This is a genomic window from Qipengyuania citrea (genome assembly GCF_009828015.1).
In the GTDB taxonomy this organism is placed as follows: Bacteria; Pseudomonadota; Alphaproteobacteria; order Sphingomonadales; family Sphingomonadaceae; genus Qipengyuania; species Qipengyuania citrea.
The window spans coordinates 639981-657097 of sequence record NZ_WTYG01000001.1; the positions used below are offsets into that span (position 1 = coordinate 639981).

Annotated in this window: 16 protein-coding genes and 1 pseudogene; 8 read left to right on the plus strand and 9 right to left on the minus strand. The window is 65.6% G+C overall.

Annotation, left to right across the window (positions count from 1 at the left end; all coding sequences use genetic code 11):
- Positions 1-57 precede the first annotated feature (57 nt).
- The 5 genes from GRI55_RS14835 to GRI55_RS02940 are packed head-to-tail and all read left to right on the plus strand — an operon-like array spanning position 58 to position 4822.
- Positions 58-309, plus strand: coding sequence for a hypothetical protein (locus GRI55_RS14835; RefSeq protein WP_202392322.1), 252 nt, complete (start codon positions 58-60; stop codon positions 307-309).
- The gene (locus tag GRI55_RS02925) at positions 306-1490 is read left to right on the plus strand and encodes an acyl-CoA dehydrogenase family protein (RefSeq protein WP_237452385.1); all 1185 of its coding nucleotides are present in this window, start codon (positions 306-308) and stop codon (positions 1488-1490) included. Before GRI55_RS14835 ends, GRI55_RS02925 begins: the two co-directional genes overlap by 4 nt.
- A gap of 3 nt (positions 1491-1493) precedes the next feature.
- Positions 1494-2732: a CoA transferase gene (locus GRI55_RS02930; protein WP_160766141.1), complete on the plus strand. Its 1239-nt coding sequence runs from the start codon at positions 1494-1496 to the stop codon at positions 2730-2732.
- A gap of 3 nt (positions 2733-2735) precedes the next feature.
- On the plus strand, positions 2736-3968 hold the full coding sequence (locus GRI55_RS02935; protein WP_160766142.1) for an acetyl-CoA C-acetyltransferase: 1233 nt from the start codon (positions 2736-2738) through the stop codon (positions 3966-3968).
- Positions 3968-4822 carry an HTD2 family dehydratase gene (locus GRI55_RS02940; protein WP_160766143.1) on the plus strand — a complete coding sequence of 285 codons (855 nt, stop codon included), beginning with the start codon at positions 3968-3970 and terminating at the stop codon, positions 4820-4822. The genes GRI55_RS02935 and GRI55_RS02940 overlap by 1 nt, the downstream gene beginning before the upstream one ends.
- Here the strand turns inward: GRI55_RS02940 and ppk2 are convergent.
- Positions 4819-5589 (minus strand): polyphosphate kinase 2, encoded by a 771-nt coding sequence (ppk2, locus tag GRI55_RS02945; RefSeq protein ID WP_160766144.1) that lies wholly within the window; start codon positions 5587-5589, stop codon positions 4819-4821. The two genes, GRI55_RS02940 and ppk2, sit on opposite strands and share 4 nt — an antisense overlap.
- A gap of 53 nt (positions 5590-5642) precedes the next feature.
- On the opposite strand from ppk2, the gene phhA reads away from it, so the two are divergent.
- Entirely contained in the window at positions 5643-6581 is a 939-nt protein-coding gene (phhA, locus tag GRI55_RS02950) for a phenylalanine 4-monooxygenase (protein ID WP_160766145.1), read from the plus strand.
- A gap of 90 nt (positions 6582-6671) precedes the next feature.
- Here the strand turns inward: phhA and GRI55_RS02955 are convergent, their stop codons facing one another.
- The 4 genes from GRI55_RS02955 to GRI55_RS02970 form a co-directional block, all read right to left on the minus strand.
- Positions 6672-6923, minus strand: a complete 252-nt coding sequence (locus GRI55_RS02955; RefSeq protein ID WP_050601624.1) for a hypothetical protein — start codon at positions 6921-6923, stop codon at positions 6672-6674.
- A gap of 230 nt (positions 6924-7153) precedes the next feature.
- Positions 7154-7408 carry a GlsB/YeaQ/YmgE family stress response membrane protein gene (locus GRI55_RS02960; RefSeq protein ID WP_050601623.1) on the minus strand — a complete coding sequence of 85 codons (255 nt, stop codon included), beginning with the start codon at positions 7406-7408 and terminating at the stop codon, positions 7154-7156.
- Between the two features lie 109 nt (positions 7409-7517).
- The gene (locus GRI55_RS02965; protein WP_063506293.1) at positions 7518-8333 is read right to left on the minus strand and encodes an undecaprenyl-diphosphate phosphatase; all 816 of its coding nucleotides are present in this window, start codon (positions 8331-8333) and stop codon (positions 7518-7520) included.
- Positions 8334-8375: 42 nt separating this feature from the next.
- Positions 8376-10205: an ABC transporter transmembrane domain-containing protein gene (locus GRI55_RS02970; RefSeq protein ID WP_160766146.1), complete on the minus strand. Its 1830-nt coding sequence runs from the start codon at positions 10203-10205 to the stop codon at positions 8376-8378.
- A gap of 164 nt (positions 10206-10369) precedes the next feature.
- Between GRI55_RS02970 and GRI55_RS02975 the strand changes: the two genes are divergently transcribed.
- Positions 10370-11623: a polyhydroxyalkanoate depolymerase gene (locus GRI55_RS02975; protein ID WP_063506291.1), complete on the plus strand. Its 1254-nt coding sequence runs from the start codon at positions 10370-10372 to the stop codon at positions 11621-11623.
- Positions 11624-11742: 119 nt separating this feature from the next.
- Here the strand turns inward: GRI55_RS02975 and GRI55_RS02980 are convergent, their stop codons facing one another.
- On the minus strand, positions 11743-12921 hold the full coding sequence (locus GRI55_RS02980) for an acetyl-CoA C-acyltransferase (RefSeq protein ID WP_050601619.1): 1179 nt from the start codon (positions 12919-12921) through the stop codon (positions 11743-11745).
- 55 nt (positions 12922-12976) lie between these two features.
- Positions 12977-13426 (minus strand): MaoC family dehydratase, encoded by a 450-nt coding sequence (locus GRI55_RS02985; protein ID WP_050601618.1) that lies wholly within the window; start codon positions 13424-13426, stop codon positions 12977-12979.
- Between the two features lie 885 nt (positions 13427-14311).
- Here GRI55_RS02985 and GRI55_RS14950 point away from each other — a divergent pair.
- Positions 14312-15235 (plus strand): annotated as a pseudogene (locus tag GRI55_RS14950) (sulfatase-like hydrolase/transferase); the annotation flags it as partial.
- A gap of 284 nt (positions 15236-15519) precedes the next feature.
- Here GRI55_RS14950 and GRI55_RS02995 read toward each other — a convergent pair.
- Together GRI55_RS02995 and GRI55_RS14840 are read right to left on the minus strand one after the other, a co-directional pair.
- A complete protein-coding gene (locus GRI55_RS02995) occupies positions 15520-16929 on the minus strand; it encodes a DUF5935 domain-containing protein (RefSeq protein ID WP_160766148.1) in 1410 nt (469 codons plus the stop codon).
- Entirely contained in the window at positions 16922-17104 is a 183-nt protein-coding gene (locus GRI55_RS14840) for a hypothetical protein (protein ID WP_202392323.1), read from the minus strand. Before GRI55_RS14840 ends, GRI55_RS02995 begins: the two co-directional genes overlap by 8 nt.
- Positions 17105-17117: the final 13 nt, after the last annotated feature.

Sequence of the window (17117 nt, forward strand, 5' to 3'; positions counted from 1 at the left end):
GCAGCCACGCCGTAACGTCCTTTGCGCGGCCCGTGTGTACGCCTAGCCTTCGCGTCCATGACCCGACTCGTCGCCCCTGCCGCCGCGCTGCTTGCGCTGTCCGCCACGCTCGCCTGCAGCGATAGCAGCGAGGGCGATCAGCCGCCCGGAGCCGTGACCCAGAGCGAGGCTGCCGCGCTCGACGATGCGGCCGCCATGATCGACGAGCGGCGCCTGCCCGAAGGCCTCGTGCCCGACGACGGGGCGATGCCGCCCGCCGCGGCCCCGCGCGAAACGGGCGGACCGGAACCAATGGAGCTTCCTCAATGAGTGTCACCACTGCCCCCGGCATGGATGCCGAAACCTTCGACCAGTTCCTCGACCAGCTCGAACGCTATGTCCGCGAACGGCTGATCCCGGCCGAGACCGAAGTCATCGCCAACGACCGCATCCCCGACGATATCGTCGCGGAAATGAAGGAGATGGGGCTGTTCGGCCTGACCGTGCCCGAAGATTTCGGCGGCGCCGGCCTCAACACCACCCAATATGCCAAGGTCGTGCAGACGATGGCCTATGCCGCGCCCGCCTATCGCTCGATCTTCTCGATCAATGTGGGCATGTTCAATTCGGCGATCAAGAATGGCGGGACCGACGCGCAGAAGGCGGAATGGTGGCCCAGGATCGCCGAGGGTGCGATCGCCTGCTTCGGCCTGACCGAACCCGGTTCGGGCAGCGACAGCGCCGCCATGGCGACCACTGCGCGGCCCGATCCCGAAGGCAACGGCTGGATCATCAACGGGACCAAGCGCTACATCACCAATGCCCCGCATGCCGATGTCGGGCTGATCATGGCCCGCACCGAGAAGGACGCGCAGCCCAAGAACGCGCATGTCAGCGCCTTCATCGTGCCGATGGACACGCCCGGCGTATCGACCAGCAGCCCCGACAAGAAGATGGGCCAGGCGGGCAGCCATATCTCCGACATCATGCTCGACGACGTGCACGTCCCCGGCGACGCGTTGCTGGGCGAGCAGACCGGGCAGGGCTTCCGCTTCGCCATGATGAGCCTCGACAATGGCCGTATCTCGGTCGGTGCGGCGAGCACCGGCTATGCGCGCCGCGCGCTCGATTCGGCGCTCAAATACGCCAATGAGCGGCAGGCGTTCGGCGAACCGATTGCCAATTTCCAGCTGATCCAGCAGATGCTCAGCGAAAGCTGGACCGAAATCTACGCTGCCGAAGCGATGATGGCCGATGTCACCGCGCGGGTCGATCGCGGCGAGAACACCGTCAAGCACGCCGCCGCCTTCAAGGTGTTCGCCTCCGAAATGTGCGGCCGCGTGGTCGACCGGGTGGTGCAGATCTACGGCGGGGCGGGCTATCTGGCCGAATACGACGCCGAACGCTTCTTCCGCGATGCGCGCATCTACCGCATCTATGAAGGCACCACGCAGATCCTCCAGCTGCAGATCGCCAAGCACATGCTGCGCGATTATGCGGCGGGATTGTAGCGCGTGTACCAGCTTCTCGACGGACTGAGCATTATCGAGGCCTCGAGCTTCGTCGCCTCGCCCACCGCCGGCCTCTATTGCGCGCAATTGGGCGCCGAAGTGATCCGCGTCGATCACAAGGAAGGCGGGCTCGATTACGATCGCTACATGCTGACCGAGCAGGGCCGCAGCCTGAGCTGGGAAAACCTCAACCGGGCGAAGAAATCGGTCGCGCTCGACCTGCGCAGCGGCGAGGGGCGCGAACTGCTGGTCGCGCTGTCGGCCAATACGGGCAATCTCATCACCAACCTGCCGGAAAAGAGCTTCCTCGGGCATGGTGCCATCGCCGCGCAGCAGCCCGAAGGCGCGCCCGAACTGGTCAGCGTGCGCATCATGGGCTGGCACGATGGGCGCCAGGCGATGGATTTCACCGTCAATGCGGCAAGCGGTTATCCGCTGATGTGCGGGCCCGAAGACTGGGACATGGCCAATGCGCCGCCGGTCAACCAGGTACTGCCCGCATGGGACTTCATCACCGGCGCCTATTGCGCCTTCGCGCTGCTCGCCGCGCTGCGCCAGCGCGATGCGACGGGCCAGGGCAGCGAATTGCGCGTGCCGCTGGGCGATGTCGCGATCGGGACCATGGCCAACAGCGGCGCATTGGCCGAGATGCTCTATCGCGGCGGCGACCGCGAACGGCTGGGCAATGCGATCTGGGGCGCGTTCGGGCGCGACTTCCGCAGCCGCGACGGGGTGCGCTTCATGGTCGCGGCACTGACGGCCAAGCAATGGGACGGCCTCGTCGCCGCCTTCGGGATCGCGGACGCGATTGCCGCGCTCGAGGCCGAGCTGGGCGTGTGCTTCGCCGATGGCGACCGGCCACGCTTCGAACACCGGCACCGCCTGTTCGCGCTGTTCCAGGAGCGCGCGGACAGGATGGACTGGCACGAATTGTCCGCCAGTCTCGCCGCGCATGGCACCACTTTCGAACGCTACCGCACGATGCACGAAGCGGCGAACGACGCCGCGCTGGTGGCCGACAACCCGCTGTTCGGTGCTTCGCCCGCCAATCCCAGCGGCTTCGAATATCCGGCCACGCGCAGCTTTGCGAACATCCCTTCGCGCGAAGCCGCTGCGCCCGCACCCGCGCCCTATCTGGGCCAGCACACCGAGGAAGTGCTCGCCGAACGGCTCGGCCTGTCCTCGGGCGCGATCGGCAAGCTCGTCGATCGCGATATCGCCCGCCTCTCCGACAAGGATTAAGCCATGACGACACTCCGCCGCGTAGCCATCTGCAAACCCCTGCGTACACCGGTCGGCAAGTTCCTCGGCAGCCTCGCTCCGCTCGAGGCCGGCGCGCTCGGCGCAGTGATCATCAAGGCGCTAGTCGAACGCAGCGGGACCGACCCGCTGCGGGTGGACGACGTCGTCTTCAGCCAGGGCTATGGCAGCGGCGAGGCCCCGGCGATCGGGCGCTGGAGCTGGCTGGCGGCGGGCTATCCGATCGAGGTGCCGGGCTTCCAGCTCGACCGGCGCTGCGGCTCGGGCCTGCAGGCGGTCGCGACTGCGGCGATGATGGTGCAGACCGGCGTCGCCGACTGCGTGCTCGCGGGCGGGGTCGAGAGCATGTCCAATGTCGAACATTACACCACCAAGGCGCGCCACGGCGCACGGCTGGGCGACATGGTGCTGTGGGACCGGTTGACGCGCGGGCGGTTGATGAGCCAGCCGATCGAACGTTTCGGCGTGATCACCGGCATGATCGAGACCGCCGAAAATCTCGCCAAGGATTACGACATCAGCCGCGAGGCCGCCGACGCATTCGCGGTGCGCAGCCACCAGAACGCCGCCCGCGCCTGGGCCGAAGGCCGGTTCGACGACCAGCTGGTCCCGGTGGAAATCCCGCAGCGGCGCGGCGATCCGGTGGTCTTCGCGCGTGACGAGGGTTTCCGCGAGGATGCCAGCATGGACACGCTGGGCAAGCTGCGCCCGATCGACGGCAAGCGCGATGCGGATGCGATCGTGACGGCGGGCAATGCCAGCCAGCAGAACGACGCCGCCGCCGCCTGCCTGGTGGTGGCGGAGGACAAGGTGGAGGAATTGGGCCTCGAACCGATCCTGTGGTTCCATTCGTGGAGCGCGGCCGGCTGCGATCCCAGCCGGATGGGGATCGGCCCCGTTCCCGCGGTCGAACGGCTGTTCGCCAAGACCAATATGGGCTGGGACGATATCGGGCTGATCGAACTCAACGAGGCGTTCGCGCCGCAGGCGCTCGCCGTGCTGAAGGGCTGGGGTTTCGCCGAGGACGACAGCCGCCGCGAGCTGGTCAACGTCAACGGGTCGGGCATTTCGCTGGGCCACCCGATCGGCGCGACGGGGATCCGCATCCTCGCCGACATGGCGCATGAAATGCAGCGCCGCGAGGTGCGCTACGGACTCGAGACCATGTGCATCGGCGGGGGCCAGGGAATGGCCGCCGTCTTCGAACGCGCCGCCTGATGTCCGATTGGGCCGACTGGATCGGGCGCGAGCAGCGCGCGGCAGACCGGCTCGATCCGGCGCTCGCCGCGCGGTGGTACGCGACCTTCGATCACGGCGCGCCGGCCTCGACCGCCATGCCGCAGGGGATCCATTTCTGCCTCTGCACGCCCGAAGCACCGACTGCGCGGCTGGGCCCCGACGGGCATCCGCTGCGCGAGGACGACCCGGCGAGCTTCCTGCCCCCGATCCCGCTGCCGCGGCGGATGTGGGCGTCGAGCGATATCGAATTCCGCGCCCCCATGACGATCGGTGCGACGATCGAGCGGACCAGCCGCGTCGTCTCGATCACGCCTAAGTCGGGCAGCCGCGGCGAAATGGTTTTCGTCGAGATCGACCACGAGACCAGCGCCGACGGCAAACTCGCCGTGCGCGAGCGGCAGAGCGCGGTCTATCTCGAGGCGCTGGCACCCGATGCCCCCCTGTCGCCGCCGGCACCATCCCCCGAAGTGTTCGACCCGCAGGCATGGGACCTCCATCGCCAGCTTGTGCCCGATACGCGGCTGCTGTTCCGCTATTCGGCGCTGACCTTCAACACCCACCGCATCCATTACGATGCGCCCTATGCGCTGGAGCAGGAGCGCTATCGCGGCCTGGTGGTCCACGGCCCGCTGACCGCCAGCCTGCTGCTGCAACTGGCCGCCGAACGCTTTGGCGAGAACCGGCTGGCGCAGTTTGGTTTCCGCGGGGTCAGCCCCGCGATTGCCGGCGAAGCGCTGCATCTGGTGCTGCGCGGGGCCGGCGACGACATCGAGCTCGCCGCTTTCGCAGGGGACGGGCGGCAGGTGACAAAAGCCTCTGCCCGCCTCGCCTAGTCGCTCGGGAAGCTCTCGATCGGTTCGATCACCGTATAGCGTTCGACTTTGGGCTCGCGGCCCAGCGGCGGAAAGTCGATCTGCGGCGGTGCGACACGCGTATCCGGCAGGCGGTCGAGCAGGTCGCGCAGCAGCGTCAGTCGGCCGCGCTTCTGGTCGTTGAAATCGACCAGTGTCCACGGCGCCCATTCGGTATGCGTCGCCGCCAGCATCGCCTCACGCGCTTCGGTATAGGCATCGTATTTCCCCCGCGCCGCCAGGTCGACGGGGGACAGCTTCCACCGTTTGAGCGGATCGTCCAGCCGTTCGCGCAGCCGTTCCTCCTGCTGCGCCTGATCGGTGCCGAGCCAGTATTTGAACAGCAAGATGCCGTCATCGACCAGCATCTTCTCGAAGGTCGGGGCCTGCTCGAGAAACCGTGCGACCTGCGGCGCATCGGCATAGCCCATGACCTTCTCGACGCCCGCGCGATTGTACCAGCTGCGATCGAACAGCACGATTTCGCCCGCGCTCGGCAGGTGCCGGACATAACGCTGGAAATACCACTGGCTCTGTTCGGCCTCGGTCGGCTTGGCAAGCGCGGCGATATGGCACTGGCGCGGGTTGAGTTTTTCGGACACCGCGCGAATCGCGCCGCCCTTGCCCGCAGTATCGCGCCCCTCGAACAGGACGACGATGCGCTGCCCCGTCGCTTGCGCCCAGCGCGCCATTGCGGCCAGTTCCTCGCGCATCGGTGCGAGCGCGGCCTTGTAGTCCCTCGATTTCATCACGCCCTCGGCATTTGTGTGCGGCCGCCAATGATAGTATCATCCGCGACGATATGGCTACACTTGCACAGACCGAACAGGATTTTACCCGTTTGCCGGACCTTCCGGCAGAGGTATTCACCGCCCCGCTCAAGAAACCGGACCGCGTGGGCGACGACTGGCTCGAGCCCGAACAGACCCAGTATTCGAGCGACGACGACGCGATCTGGAACGACCTGTTCGAACGGCAGATGAAGGTGCTGCCGGGGCGCGCGGCCAGCGCGTTCATGGCCGGGCTAGACAAGCTTGACCTCAGCCGCGGCGGGGTGCCCGAATTCGGCCGCCTGTCCGAAGAGCTCGATACGCTCACCGGGTGGAGCGTGGTTCCCGTGCCGATGCTGATCCCCGATCACGTGTTCTTCTGGCACCTGGCCAACCGGCGCTTCCCCGCGGGCAATTTCATCCGCACGCGCGAGACCTTCGATTATATTCAGGAACCCGACGTGTTCCACGACGTGTTCGGCCACGTCCCGATGCTGACCGATCCGGTCTATGCCGATTACATGCAGGAATATGGCCGCGCGGGCTGGAAGGCGATGCGCTACAACCGGCTCAAGGCGCTCGGTTCGCTCTACTGGTACACCGTTGAATTCGGGCTGCTGCAGGAAGCCGACGGGATCAAGGCCTATGGGGCGGGGATCCTCTCGGGCCCGACCGAGGTGGTGTATGCCACCGAGGCCAAGAGCCCCAACCGCATCATGCTCAATGTCGACCGCGTCATGCGCACCGACTACGTGATCAGCGATCTGCAGCCGACCTATTTCGTGATCGAGAGCTTCGAGGACCTCTACCGCCAGACGGTCGAGCGCGATTTCGACCAGCTCTACAAAAGCCTCGGGCCCGGGTTCACCTATGCCAACACCGCGGTGATCGATGTCGACCATGTGGTGAACCACGGCTCGCTCGAATACACGCTGCGCGGCGGACGCGGATCGGGCGCGGCCCCGGTCTGACCTCCGCAAGGTCCGGCGAAAAGCAGCGTCCAACGAAAAACGGCCCCGGATCGCTCCGGGGCCGCATGATCGCATAACGATCGACGATGCTTACATTTCGTCGATTTCGTCAGCCTGCTCTTCCATGGATTCTTCCATGGCGTCGGTCTGGTCGTCCATGACGTCGGCCTGGTCTTCGGTGATTTCACCGGCTTCTTCCATGGCGTCAACCTGGTTGTCGCGAGCGTCTTCCATCTCTTCGATGTTTTCTTCGGCTTCGTTTTCTGCTGCGCTGTCGCAAGCGGCAAGGCCGAGGCTCATTGCGGCGGCGGTAGCGACGAGCGTTGCTTTATTGAACTTCATGTAAATTCCCCTTTTGTCGTTCCAGCCGCGTTTTCGAAATGCGGCAAGAATGTGATGAACGGACTATTGTTCCTTCGGTTCCCGGCAGTCAAGCAAGAACGCCGGGGGTGGAGGTTTGCCGTATCGGATACGAAATGGCCCGGGGAACGCCCGGGCCGTCAACCATATGCGAGACGCCAATCCATTCCGTCCGCGTTTGTACCGGATGATCGGGCGATGTGAAGCGGGATTCAGTTATAGGCCCGCTGGCGGATGAGGTTGAACACCCCGATCGCGACGACCGATCCGAGCACTGCCCACAGCAGCGCGACGCCGCTGACCGTGCCGAAAACCGCCCCATTACCGGCGATCAGCCCGGTCACGAGCGAGCCGAGCACGCCGACGAGCGCATTGGCGAGGATGCTGCGGCCATCTTCGATCCTGAGAATAATCGTTGCCAGCCAGCCCAGGAGGGCTCCTACGACAACCAGAATCAACAAACCCATCGGTGCGTACCTTTGTCTTTCATTCACCGGAGACAAGCACGCAAATGATCAAAGGTTCCTTACGGCAGACCCCGGATCGCTCGCCCCGTGGCATCCATGCCACACTTCGTCAGGCGAAAGTCAGCCAGGCCAGGGCGGCGGAACCGGCGATGATCCGGTACCACGCGAAGGGTGTGAAGCCGCTGCGGCTGACATAGGCGACGAAGGCGCGGATCACGAACAGCGCGACGATGAAGCTGACCGCGAAGCCGAGCGCAATATGGTCCCAGCCCACCCGCGTCGCGCCGGCCATCATCTCGTCGTATTTGGTGGCGACTTCGAGCGTGGTCGCACCGACCATCGTCGGCACCGCCAGGAAGAACGAAAATTCGGCCGCCGTCTTACGATTGATGCCCATCGCCAGCGCCCCCATGATCGTCGCGCCCGAACGGCTCACGCCGGGCACCATGGCGAGACATTGAGCGAACCCGACGCCGAGCACCTTTGCAAGCGGCAGTTCGGCCACGCCGCGCCCTTCGTCGCGGGGGTTGGCCGCACGTTCGATCACGATGATCGCCACCCCGCCGGCAATCAGCGCCCACGGTACGATCCCCGGGTTGCCGAGCATGGCCTCGAAGCTTTCGTAGAGCGCGAAGCCGATCACTGCACTGGGCAGGAAGCCGAGCAGGATGTTGCGTGCGAACATCAGCCCTTCGCGTTCGCGCTTAAGCACGCCGATCCCGGCCGACCAGAAGGTGCCCCAGTATTGGTAGACCACCGCCAGGATCGCGCCCAGCTGGATCACCACGTTGAACATCGCCCATTCGTTGGGATCCGCGCCCGACAGTTCGGTCGCGAGAATGAGGTGACCGGTCGATGAAACCGGGATGAATTCGGTGAGCCCCTCGACGATGCCGAGGAAGATCGCGGTGATGTAATCGTTCATTGCGGGACGCCCCAAGAGCAGTGGACTGCGCGAGTCAAGCGGTCAGGCGCTTTCCAGACCGAACTGGAGCGAAGCGAGCCGGGCGTAGAGCCCGCCATTGGCCGACAGCGTGTCGTGCGTACCCTGTTCGACGATCCGGCCATCCTCCATCACGACGATGCGGTCGGAAGCGCGGACGGTCGACAGGCGGTGGGCGATGACCAGCGTCGTACGCTCGCGCATCAGGTGTTCGAGCGCATCCTGCACCAGCCGCTCGCTCTCCGCATCGAGCGCGCTGGTGGCCTCGTCGAGAAGCAGGATCGGCGCATCGCGCAGCAGCGCGCGGGCAATGGCGATGCGTTGGCGCTGGCCGCCCGACAGCTGCGTGCCGCTTTCCCCAAGATAGGTGTCGAGCCCCTGCGGGAGCTTGTCGAGGAATTCGGCAGCATTGGCCGCCTGCGCAGCGGCCCGGATCTCGTCCTCGCTCGCATCCCAATTGCCATAGCGCAGATTGTCGCGCGCATTGGCGCTGAACAGGACGCCTTCCTGCGGGACATAGGCGATGCGCCGCCGGATTTCGGCGGGATCGGCGCTGGTCAGCGGAATGCCGTCGAGCCGGATCGAGCCTGCCTGCGGATCGTAGAAGCGTTCTGCCAGCTGGAAGATGGTCGACTTGCCCGCCCCCGACGGCCCCACGATGGCGACGGTTTCGCCCGGTTCGACCTCGAGGCTGAAATCGGTGATCGCTGGCGCATCGAGCCGGGTCGGATAGCGGAAGGTGACGTTGCGGAACGACAGCCCACCGCGCGGCGGCGCGGGCAGAGCCTGCGGCCGTGCGGGTGCGGTGATCGAGGGTCTTTCCTCGAGCAGTTCGGACAGCCTGCTCGCCGCGCCCGCGCCGCGCAGCAGGTCGCCGTAGACTTCGGTCAGCGCACCGATCGCGCCTGCGACGAGGCCTGCGGTGAGCACGAATGCGGCGATCGTCCCGCCTGAGATTGCGCCTTCGCTGACCGCCTGCGCGCCGCGCCAGACCAGCAGGGTGATGCCGCCGAAAACCAGCAGGATCACGATCGCGGTCATCGCCGCGCGGATGATGACCCGGCGCCGCGCGACCGAGAAGGTGCGTTCGACCGCCTCGCGGAAGCGCGCATGTTCGCGTTCTTCCTGGTTGAACCCCTGGACGATCTTCATCGCCGACAGCACTTCGGTGACCATTGCCCCGATATCGGCGACGCGGTCCTGGCTGGTGCGCGAGACCTTGCGCAGGCGCCGCCCGAACAGCGTGATCGGGATAACGATGGCGGGGATCAGCAGGAACAGCCCCATGGTCAGGCCGGGGACCAGCCAGAACAGATAGGCCGTGCCCCCGATCGCCATCAGCGCATTGCGCAGCGCGACCGAGACAGTGGTGCCGACCACCTGTTCGATCAGCGCGGTGTCACTGGTCATGCGGCTGGAAATTTCCTTGGGACTGTTCTCTTCATAGAAGCCCGGCGCCAGGCGCAGCAGGTTGTCCTGCACCCGCAGGCGGATGTCGGCGACCACGCGCTCGCCCAGCCAGCTGACGAAATAGAACCGCATTGCAGTGCCCGCGGCAAGCACGGCGACGATCATCAACAAATAGCGGAACCAGCGGCCCATGTCCTCGGGCGTCGCCCCTTCGGCAAAGCCGCGGTCGATCACCATCTTGAAGCCCGCGGGGATCGCCAGCGTCGCCGCCGCAGTGATGAACAGCGCGAGGATGGCGAGCGCGACATGGCCGGGATAGCGCGTGCCCGCCTGCCATACCATGCGCAGTGAACCCAGCGAACGCTGGCGCGGGGCATCCGCAGCGGCGCGCTTGCGTGCGAACCGGCCGCGGCCGTCGGTTTCCGTCTGGTCCTTGGCTGACATGCGCACGCAGTTACGTCGCCGCGCGGTTAAAATCCACTGTGCTGCACATGCTCAGGCACATTTAAACCGATTGTGCATTGCACAATTATCGATCGAACGGCAGGATTGCCATATTCCACCCGCACGACACAGCCATACAATGCCGGGTACGCAGGGGACATCTATTGCTCTACCACGCCTATGAACTGCAGCGCAGCTGGCTCAACTCGGCCAGCGCCTTCGCCTCGATCGGGGTGGAAATGCTGAACAACCCGGCCAATCCGTTCAATTACGTCGGTCCGATGGGCTATATGAACATCGGACCGGTGGCGGCGAGCGCGCTGGAAGTCTTCGCGCATGCGACGGCATCCTACGGCAAGCCGGCGTGGAACCTCGAGGCGATCGATGTCGATGGTAAGCCCGTGGCGATCGTCGAATCGACTGTGGTCAACCGGCCCTTCGGCGATCTGAAGGCGTTCCACCGCGAAGACCTGCCCGAAGACGCCCCGCGCCTGCTGGTGGTCGCGCCGATGAGCGGGCATTACGCCACGCTGCTGCGCGGCACGGTCGAACGGATGCTGCAAGGCTACCGCGTCTATGTCACCGACTGGGCCGATGCGAAGACCGTCCCGCTGCACGAAGGGACCTTCGATCTCGATGATTACATCGATTACGTGATCGGCTATCTCGAACACATCGGCCCCGATGCACAGGGCGGCGGTGCGCATGTGATGGCGGTGTGCCAGCCTTCGGTGCCCGTCTTTGCCGCCACTGCGATCATGAACCGCGATGGCCATCCGTGCACGCCGCGCACGCTGACCATGATGGGCGGGCCGATCGACACGCGCTGCTCGCCGACCAGCGTCAACGATCTGGCGATGGACCGCCCGATCGAGTGGTTCCGCCACAATGTCATCGCCACCGTGCCGATGCAGTATCGCGGCGCGGGCCGGCGGGTCTATCCCGGCTTCATGCAGCTGGCCGGGTTCATGAGCATGAACCTCGGCAATCACATGATCAGCCATTACGAGATGTTCAAGCACCTCACCGTCGGCGACGACGAAAGCGCGCAGGCGACCAAGGATTTCTACGACGAATACCGCAGCGTGTGCGACATGACCGCCGAGTTCTATCTGCAGACGGTGCAGGAGGTGTTCCAGGACCACGCGCTGCCCAACGGCACTTTCCTGCATCGCGGCAAGCGCATCGACCTGGGCGACATCACGCAGACCGCGCTGCTGGCGATCGAGGGCGAACGCGACGATATCTCGGGCCTGGGGCAGACGCGGGCCGCGCTCGAACTGACGCCGCAGCTCGATGCCGGCAAAAAGCGGTATTACATGGCCGAAGGCGCGGGCCATTACGGCATTTTCAACGGCAGCCGCTGGCGCGACAAGATCGCCCCCGTGGTCGAGGAGTTCATCGCCGAACACGGCTAGGCGTCGGCGGCCTCCCACGCGGTCAGCCGCGGTGAAGCCGTTCCAGCGACCATGCCAAGAAGAAGGGCGGCGCGGGGTTTTGCCCCGGCCGCCCTTCTCGGTTTCAGGCTAGGTTGACCCTAGAAGATTTCGAACAGGCCGGCTGCGCCCATGCCGCCGCCGACGCACATGGTGACGACGCCGTATTTCGCGCCCATGCGCTTGCCTTCGAGCAGCACGTGGCCGGTGCAGCGTGCGCCGGTCATGCCATAGGGGTGGCCGATCGAGATCGAGCCGCCGTTGACGTTGAGCTTGGCGTTATCGATGCCGAGCTTGTCGCGGCAGTAGAGCACCTGCACCGCGAAGGCTTCGTTCAGTTCCCAGATGCCGATGTCGTCGACGCTGAGGTCGAAGCGCTTGAGCAGCTTGGGAATCGCGAAGACCGGGCCGATGCCCATTTCGTCGGGTTCGGTCCCGGCGACCGCCATGCCGACATAGCGGCCGAGCGGCTCGAGGCCCTTCTGTTCGGCGACCTTGGCTTCCATGAGCACGCTGGCCGACGAACCGTCCGACAGCTGCGAAGCGTTGCCCGCAGTGATCGTGGTGCCTTCGCCCATCACCGGCTTGAGGCTGTTGAGGCCTTCGAGCGTGGTCTGCGGGCGATTGCCCTCGTCCTTGTCGATGGTGATTTCGACGTCCGAAATCTCGCCCGTTTCCTTGTCCTGCACCTTGTGCGTGGTGCTGACCGAGACGATTTCGTCGTCGAACTTGCCGGCTTCCTGCGCGGCGGCGGTACGCTGCTGGCTCTGCAGCGCGTATTCGTCCTGCGCTTCGCGGCTGATGCCGTAACGCTGCGCGACCGTTTCGGCGGTCTGCAGCATCGGCATGTAGATCGCGCCGTGCATGTTAACCAGCTCGGGATCGGGCATCACGCGCATTTCCTTGGTCTGCACGAGGCTGATCGATTCCTGCCCACCGGCGGCCACCACGTCCATGCGGTCGGTGATGATCTGCTTGGCGGCAGTGGCGATGCTCATCAGGCCGCTCGAACACTGGCGGTCGATGGTCATGCCGCTGGTGCCGATCGGGCAACCGGCGCGCAGCGCGACCTGGCGGGCGAGGTTGCCGGCCTGCGCACCCTGCTGCAGCGCGCTGCCCCACAGCACGTCGTCGACCTCGCCGGCGTCGATGCCGGCACGCTCGATCGCGGGCTTGAGCGAATAGGCGCCGAGCGTCGGGCCCTTGGTGTCGTTGAACCCGCCCTTGTAGGCACGGCCGATGGCGGTGCGGGCGGTGGAGACGATGACTGCGTCACGCATGGGTATTTCCTTGGTTGTGGTTGTGTCTGGATCCTCGCCGGGGAGGAGGGGGAAATCAGACGAAAATCTGGGTGATCCACTCGGTGATCAGCGCGGGCTTTTCCTCGCCCTCGATCTCCATGGTGATCTCGCAGGTCTGCTGCCACTGGCCGGGACGCTTCTCGGTCATTTCGACCAGCTTCCAGTGGCCGCGGATGCGCTTGCCGCTGCGGACGGGCGAGATGAAGCGGGTTTTGTTGCCGCCGTAGTTCACGCCCATCTTCACGCCGTCGAGCTTGGGCATGTCCGATTTGGCGCTTAGATAGGGGATCATCGACAGCGTGAGGAAGCCATGCGCGATGGTGCCGCCGAACGGCGTCATCTTGGCCTTTTCCTCGTCGATATGGATAAACTGGTGATCGCCGGTGGCATCGGCGAACTGGTTGATACGCTCCTGGCTCATGTCGACCCATTCGCTCGTGCCGATGTTCTCGCCGACCTTGTCTGCCAGTTCCTGCGGGCTCATACGCCTCTCCTCTGTTCGAAAATCATGGTTTGGCGCGACTCCGGTCGCGCGTGCGGCGCGAGTCATGGCGCATGTGCGGGATGCGCGCAACACCGCCGAACGTGCCGCTACGGCATGGGGAAGCGCCATGTCCGGTGATGGAGGAGGCGGCACGTATTGAGCCGATTCGTACAGGCGGTATGGTCCGGCAGGCGGCGCACCGGTGTCCGCGATGCTGGAGAAACCATGCTGGCCCGTATCCTCGGCACTGCGCTCAAGCCTGCGCTCGGCGTCCCGCTGGTCGCTGCCATCGTCGCCGCCGCAGAGCTCATCGTCGCCGACCGCAAGTACGGCGTGTTCACCGGCGGGTTCGGCCAGTCGAGCGCGGTCGACACCGGCGGAGAACTGGCCCTGTTCCTGATCGGCTTCACGCTGGCGCATACCGCAGTCGCCCTGCTCGCCTGGAAGCTGGCAGCCCGGCTGGCCCGATCTTCCGGGGCGCAGTCCGCCGTACTGCATTTCGCGTTCCTCTATGGCGGAACCAGCCTGCTGGTGCTCAGCCTGCGTTACCAGCTCCATTCCTATTTCAGCGATGCGGTCAGCTTCGCGCTGCTAAAGCAGCTGGGCGGTGGCAGCGCGGCCGATGCGCTGCTGTTCGCCAAGAACGAGATCATGCTCGGTGTGGGCGCGCTGCTGCTCTTCCTCGCGGCATGGTGGCTGGCAGCACACCTGCTGCGCAAATGGCTCGGCAGACAGCCGGCGCTGGCGTCCCCCTGGCCGCGCTGGAAGACAGTCGCCCTCGTGTGGCTGGCCTTCGCCGGCGCGGTAATCGTGTTGCCGCGTCTCGGCGGCGATGCGCCGCGCGGTCTGGAGCGGATCGTCGCCTGGCAGGGGCTGGCCGACGGGATGGCACTGGCGAGCGATTTCGACGGCGATGGCTACGGCCTTGCCGGGCGGACCATCGATCCCGCCCCGTTCGATGCCGGGCGCCATCCGCTTGCGCTCGACATTCCCGGCAATGGGATCGACGAGGATGGCTACGGCGGTGATCTTGCGCTGGTCCCGGTTGCCGAGCCCCTGCCCGCCACGCCAATCGGCGGCGCGAAGCCGCATCTCGTCATCGTCGTTTTCGAAAGCACCCGCGCGGATGTGCTGGGCAAGCGCATCGACGGGAAACCCGTCGCCCCCAATCTCGCGCGCGTGGCGGCGCAGGGCGGCGCCCTCGCGCCCGCCTACAGCCATGTCGGTTTCACCACCGCCTCGCTCAAATCGCTCTTCGCGGGCAGCTTGGTCGTGCCGCCCGGATCGCCGAGCCTGTTCCGCGAGCTCGATGCCAGCGGTTACGAGATCGGCGTGTTCTCGGGACAACCGGAGGATTTCGGCGGTATTTCGGCAGCTGTCGGAATGCGTGAGGTGGCCGACCGCTTCGTCGATGCCGAAGTGCTCAAGGACCAGCGCGCCTTCAGTTTCGCCGCGCAGGGCTCGCTGCTGGTCGACGAGAACATCGTGCTCGATCGCTTCGACGCCGCGCTCGGCGATGCCGCAGCGTGGGAGACGCCGCAATTCGTCTACCTCAATTTCCAGACGCCGCATTTCCCCTATCACCACGACGCCGTCCCGCACCGCTTCGCCAACCCCCCGCTGGAACGCGGCCAGATCGCCGAAGACAATCGCGAGGCGCTGGAGCGGACCTACTGGAACGCGGTCGCGCATACCGACGCCGCGCTGGGCCGGCTGATTGCGAAGCTGGAAACGATGGGCGTGTGGCAGGACACCGTGCTGATCGTCACCGGCGATCACGGCGAGGCGCTGTTCGAGGACGGCTTCCTGGGTCACGGCCATGTCATCAACGACCGGCAGAATGCGACTTTCCTCGCCAGCAACCGTCCGCTGGGCGCAGCAAGCGCGCCGCTGGCGCTAAGCGACTACCGCGCGATAATCCTGCGGCTTCTGGGCGCGGATGTTCCCGCCGCCGCGCCGCCCGCGCCCTTCCTCCACATCGGGCCGCTCGACGAACCGACCGCGATCGGTCTCGCGCATGAAGAGCTCGGCGTGATTTCGCTGCGGCTCGACAGCGGCGAAGCCTGCGTCACGCGCGCACGGCAGTGTGCGGATTACGCCTCGCTCGCCGGGGCCGAACGGGCCGCGTTCGATGCGCTGGTGGCGCGTTGGGGCTCCGAGCGTTGGGCCGCGCGCCTGCGCGAGGAGCTCGGCTCGGCGGCCGCTTCCTCGCAGCGCTTGAGATAGGTCCACAGCCCGCATTGCAGGGCGATGATCAGCAGGATCACCGGCTGGTAGGCGATCCCCTGGAACAGCGACCCGACCAGCGCGATGACCTGCGTCATCTGTAGCGCGCTTGCCAATGGCGATTGCCAGCTTGCCCCCTCGCGCCCGCGCCACCGCCGCCGCAGCTTTTCCATCTGCCACAGCCCGCTGGCATGGAGCCAGACCCACAGGAACAGGCCGATCCACCCCTGTTCACCCAGCACCTCGAAGATCGACGAGTGAAAGGCGCGGGCTTCGTCGACCACGTCCTTGTATTCGACGGTGGTCGTACTGCCATTCTCGCTGACCTGCGGCAGGCGGTATTCGAACTTGTTGCCGCGGTAGGAATCGAATCCGCCGCCAAGCGGGTTCTCGAGCGCGTATTCATAGGTCCATTGCCAGACCGCAAGGCGGGTCGATGCCGACTGGTCCTGTTCGTGCCCGGTGATCAGCCCCATGCGTTCGTAATAGCTGGTCGGCAGGAAGGGCGCGGCCATCAGCACGAGGGCAATGCCGCCGACGATGAAGGTCATCCGCCGCTTCACGTCGCGCAGTAGCAGCAGCGCGAGAACGCCGATACAGACGAGCCCGGTGCGTGCTTCGGTTCCGACGGGGATCAGCAGGCAGGCAAAGATGAACGCGCCGCCGAACAGCTTGACTCGCCAGTCGGGCGGGAAGATCCGCCCGTGGTTCATGAACCACCAGATGATCGGGATCAGTCCGATCGCGACCGTCGCGAGCGTCGAACTTTCGTAGATGTTCGAATTGTCGTTCACGAAGAAATACAGGCTGCCATAGCCCCCGCCGCCAAGCGCGGTCTTGAGACCGGAGGAAATGATGATCGCTCCGGCTGTCAGCGTGACGACCAGCAGCGCGAGCTCCAGCCGCAATCGCGTGACCAGCGTGAAGGGCAGGAAGATGGCGAACACCAGCGCGCGCCAGACCCATTCCCACTTGTAGGCCGCATCCTCGGGGAAGTCGGCCCATTGCAGCGTGAGGAAGCACCATCCCAGGAAGGCGATGAGAATGCCCTGCCGCAGGGTGAAGCGGATCTGCGATTTCGCATCGACCAGTGCCCAGCCTGCGAATGCGAGCATGAAGGCGATGAAGGAAATCGGCAGCATCGGCGTCAGCGTCCAGCCGATCTTCTGCGGGGCGAGGATGTCGATATAGAGATAGGCGAGCACCCAGACGAAGGGGCGCCTGAGGCCGAGCGCGAACAGCGTCATCACGAAAAGGAACAGCGCAGCGTCAAGCATTGCGCGCCTTTCCGCCTGCGCGCCGCGCACGGCGGGCCTCGCGCCGGCTCGGCTTCGCCTCCTCCGGCTCCGCGCCCGGCGGATCCTCGCGGTCGAGGTCGTCGCGCATGAACACGCGCAGGATCGCGATGAGGATCAGCGCATGCGTCAGTGCGAGGGCGAGATAGTCGATCACGAGTGCTTGGTCT

Excerpts from the sequence above, each read along its gene's own strand:
- GRI55_RS14835 (WP_202392322.1), top strand. The coding sequence starts at position 58 with ATGACCCGACTCGTCGCCCCTGCCGCCGCGCTGCTTGCGCTGTCCGCC.
- GRI55_RS02925 (WP_237452385.1), top strand. The coding sequence starts at position 306 with ATGAGTGTCACCACTGCCCCCGGCATGGATGCCGAAACCTTCGACCAG.
- GRI55_RS02935 (WP_160766142.1), top strand. The coding sequence starts at position 2,736 with ATGACGACACTCCGCCGCGTAGCCATCTGCAAACCCCTGCGTACACCG.
- GRI55_RS02940 (WP_160766143.1), top strand. The coding sequence starts at position 3,968 with ATGTCCGATTGGGCCGACTGGATCGGGCGCGAGCAGCGCGCGGCAGAC.
- ppk2 (WP_160766144.1), bottom strand. The coding sequence starts at position 5,589 with ATGAAATCGAGGGACTACAAGGCCGCGCTCGCACCGATGCGCGAGGAA.
- phhA (WP_160766145.1), top strand. The coding sequence starts at position 5,643 with ATGGCTACACTTGCACAGACCGAACAGGATTTTACCCGTTTGCCGGAC.
- GRI55_RS02955 (WP_050601624.1), bottom strand. The coding sequence starts at position 6,923 with ATGAAGTTCAATAAAGCAACGCTCGTCGCTACCGCCGCCGCAATGAGC.
- GRI55_RS02960 (WP_050601623.1), bottom strand. The coding sequence starts at position 7,408 with ATGGGTTTGTTGATTCTGGTTGTCGTAGGAGCCCTCCTGGGCTGGCTG.
- GRI55_RS02965 (WP_063506293.1), bottom strand. The coding sequence starts at position 8,333 with ATGAACGATTACATCACCGCGATCTTCCTCGGCATCGTCGAGGGGCTC.
- GRI55_RS02970 (WP_160766146.1), bottom strand. The coding sequence starts at position 10,205 with ATGTCAGCCAAGGACCAGACGGAAACCGACGGCCGCGGCCGGTTCGCA.
- GRI55_RS02980 (WP_050601619.1), bottom strand. The coding sequence starts at position 12,921 with ATGCGTGACGCAGTCATCGTCTCCACCGCCCGCACCGCCATCGGCCGT.
- GRI55_RS02985 (WP_050601618.1), bottom strand. The coding sequence starts at position 13,426 with ATGAGCCCGCAGGAACTGGCAGACAAGGTCGGCGAGAACATCGGCACG.
- GRI55_RS02995 (WP_160766148.1), bottom strand. The coding sequence starts at position 16,929 with ATGCTTGACGCTGCGCTGTTCCTTTTCGTGATGACGCTGTTCGCGCTC.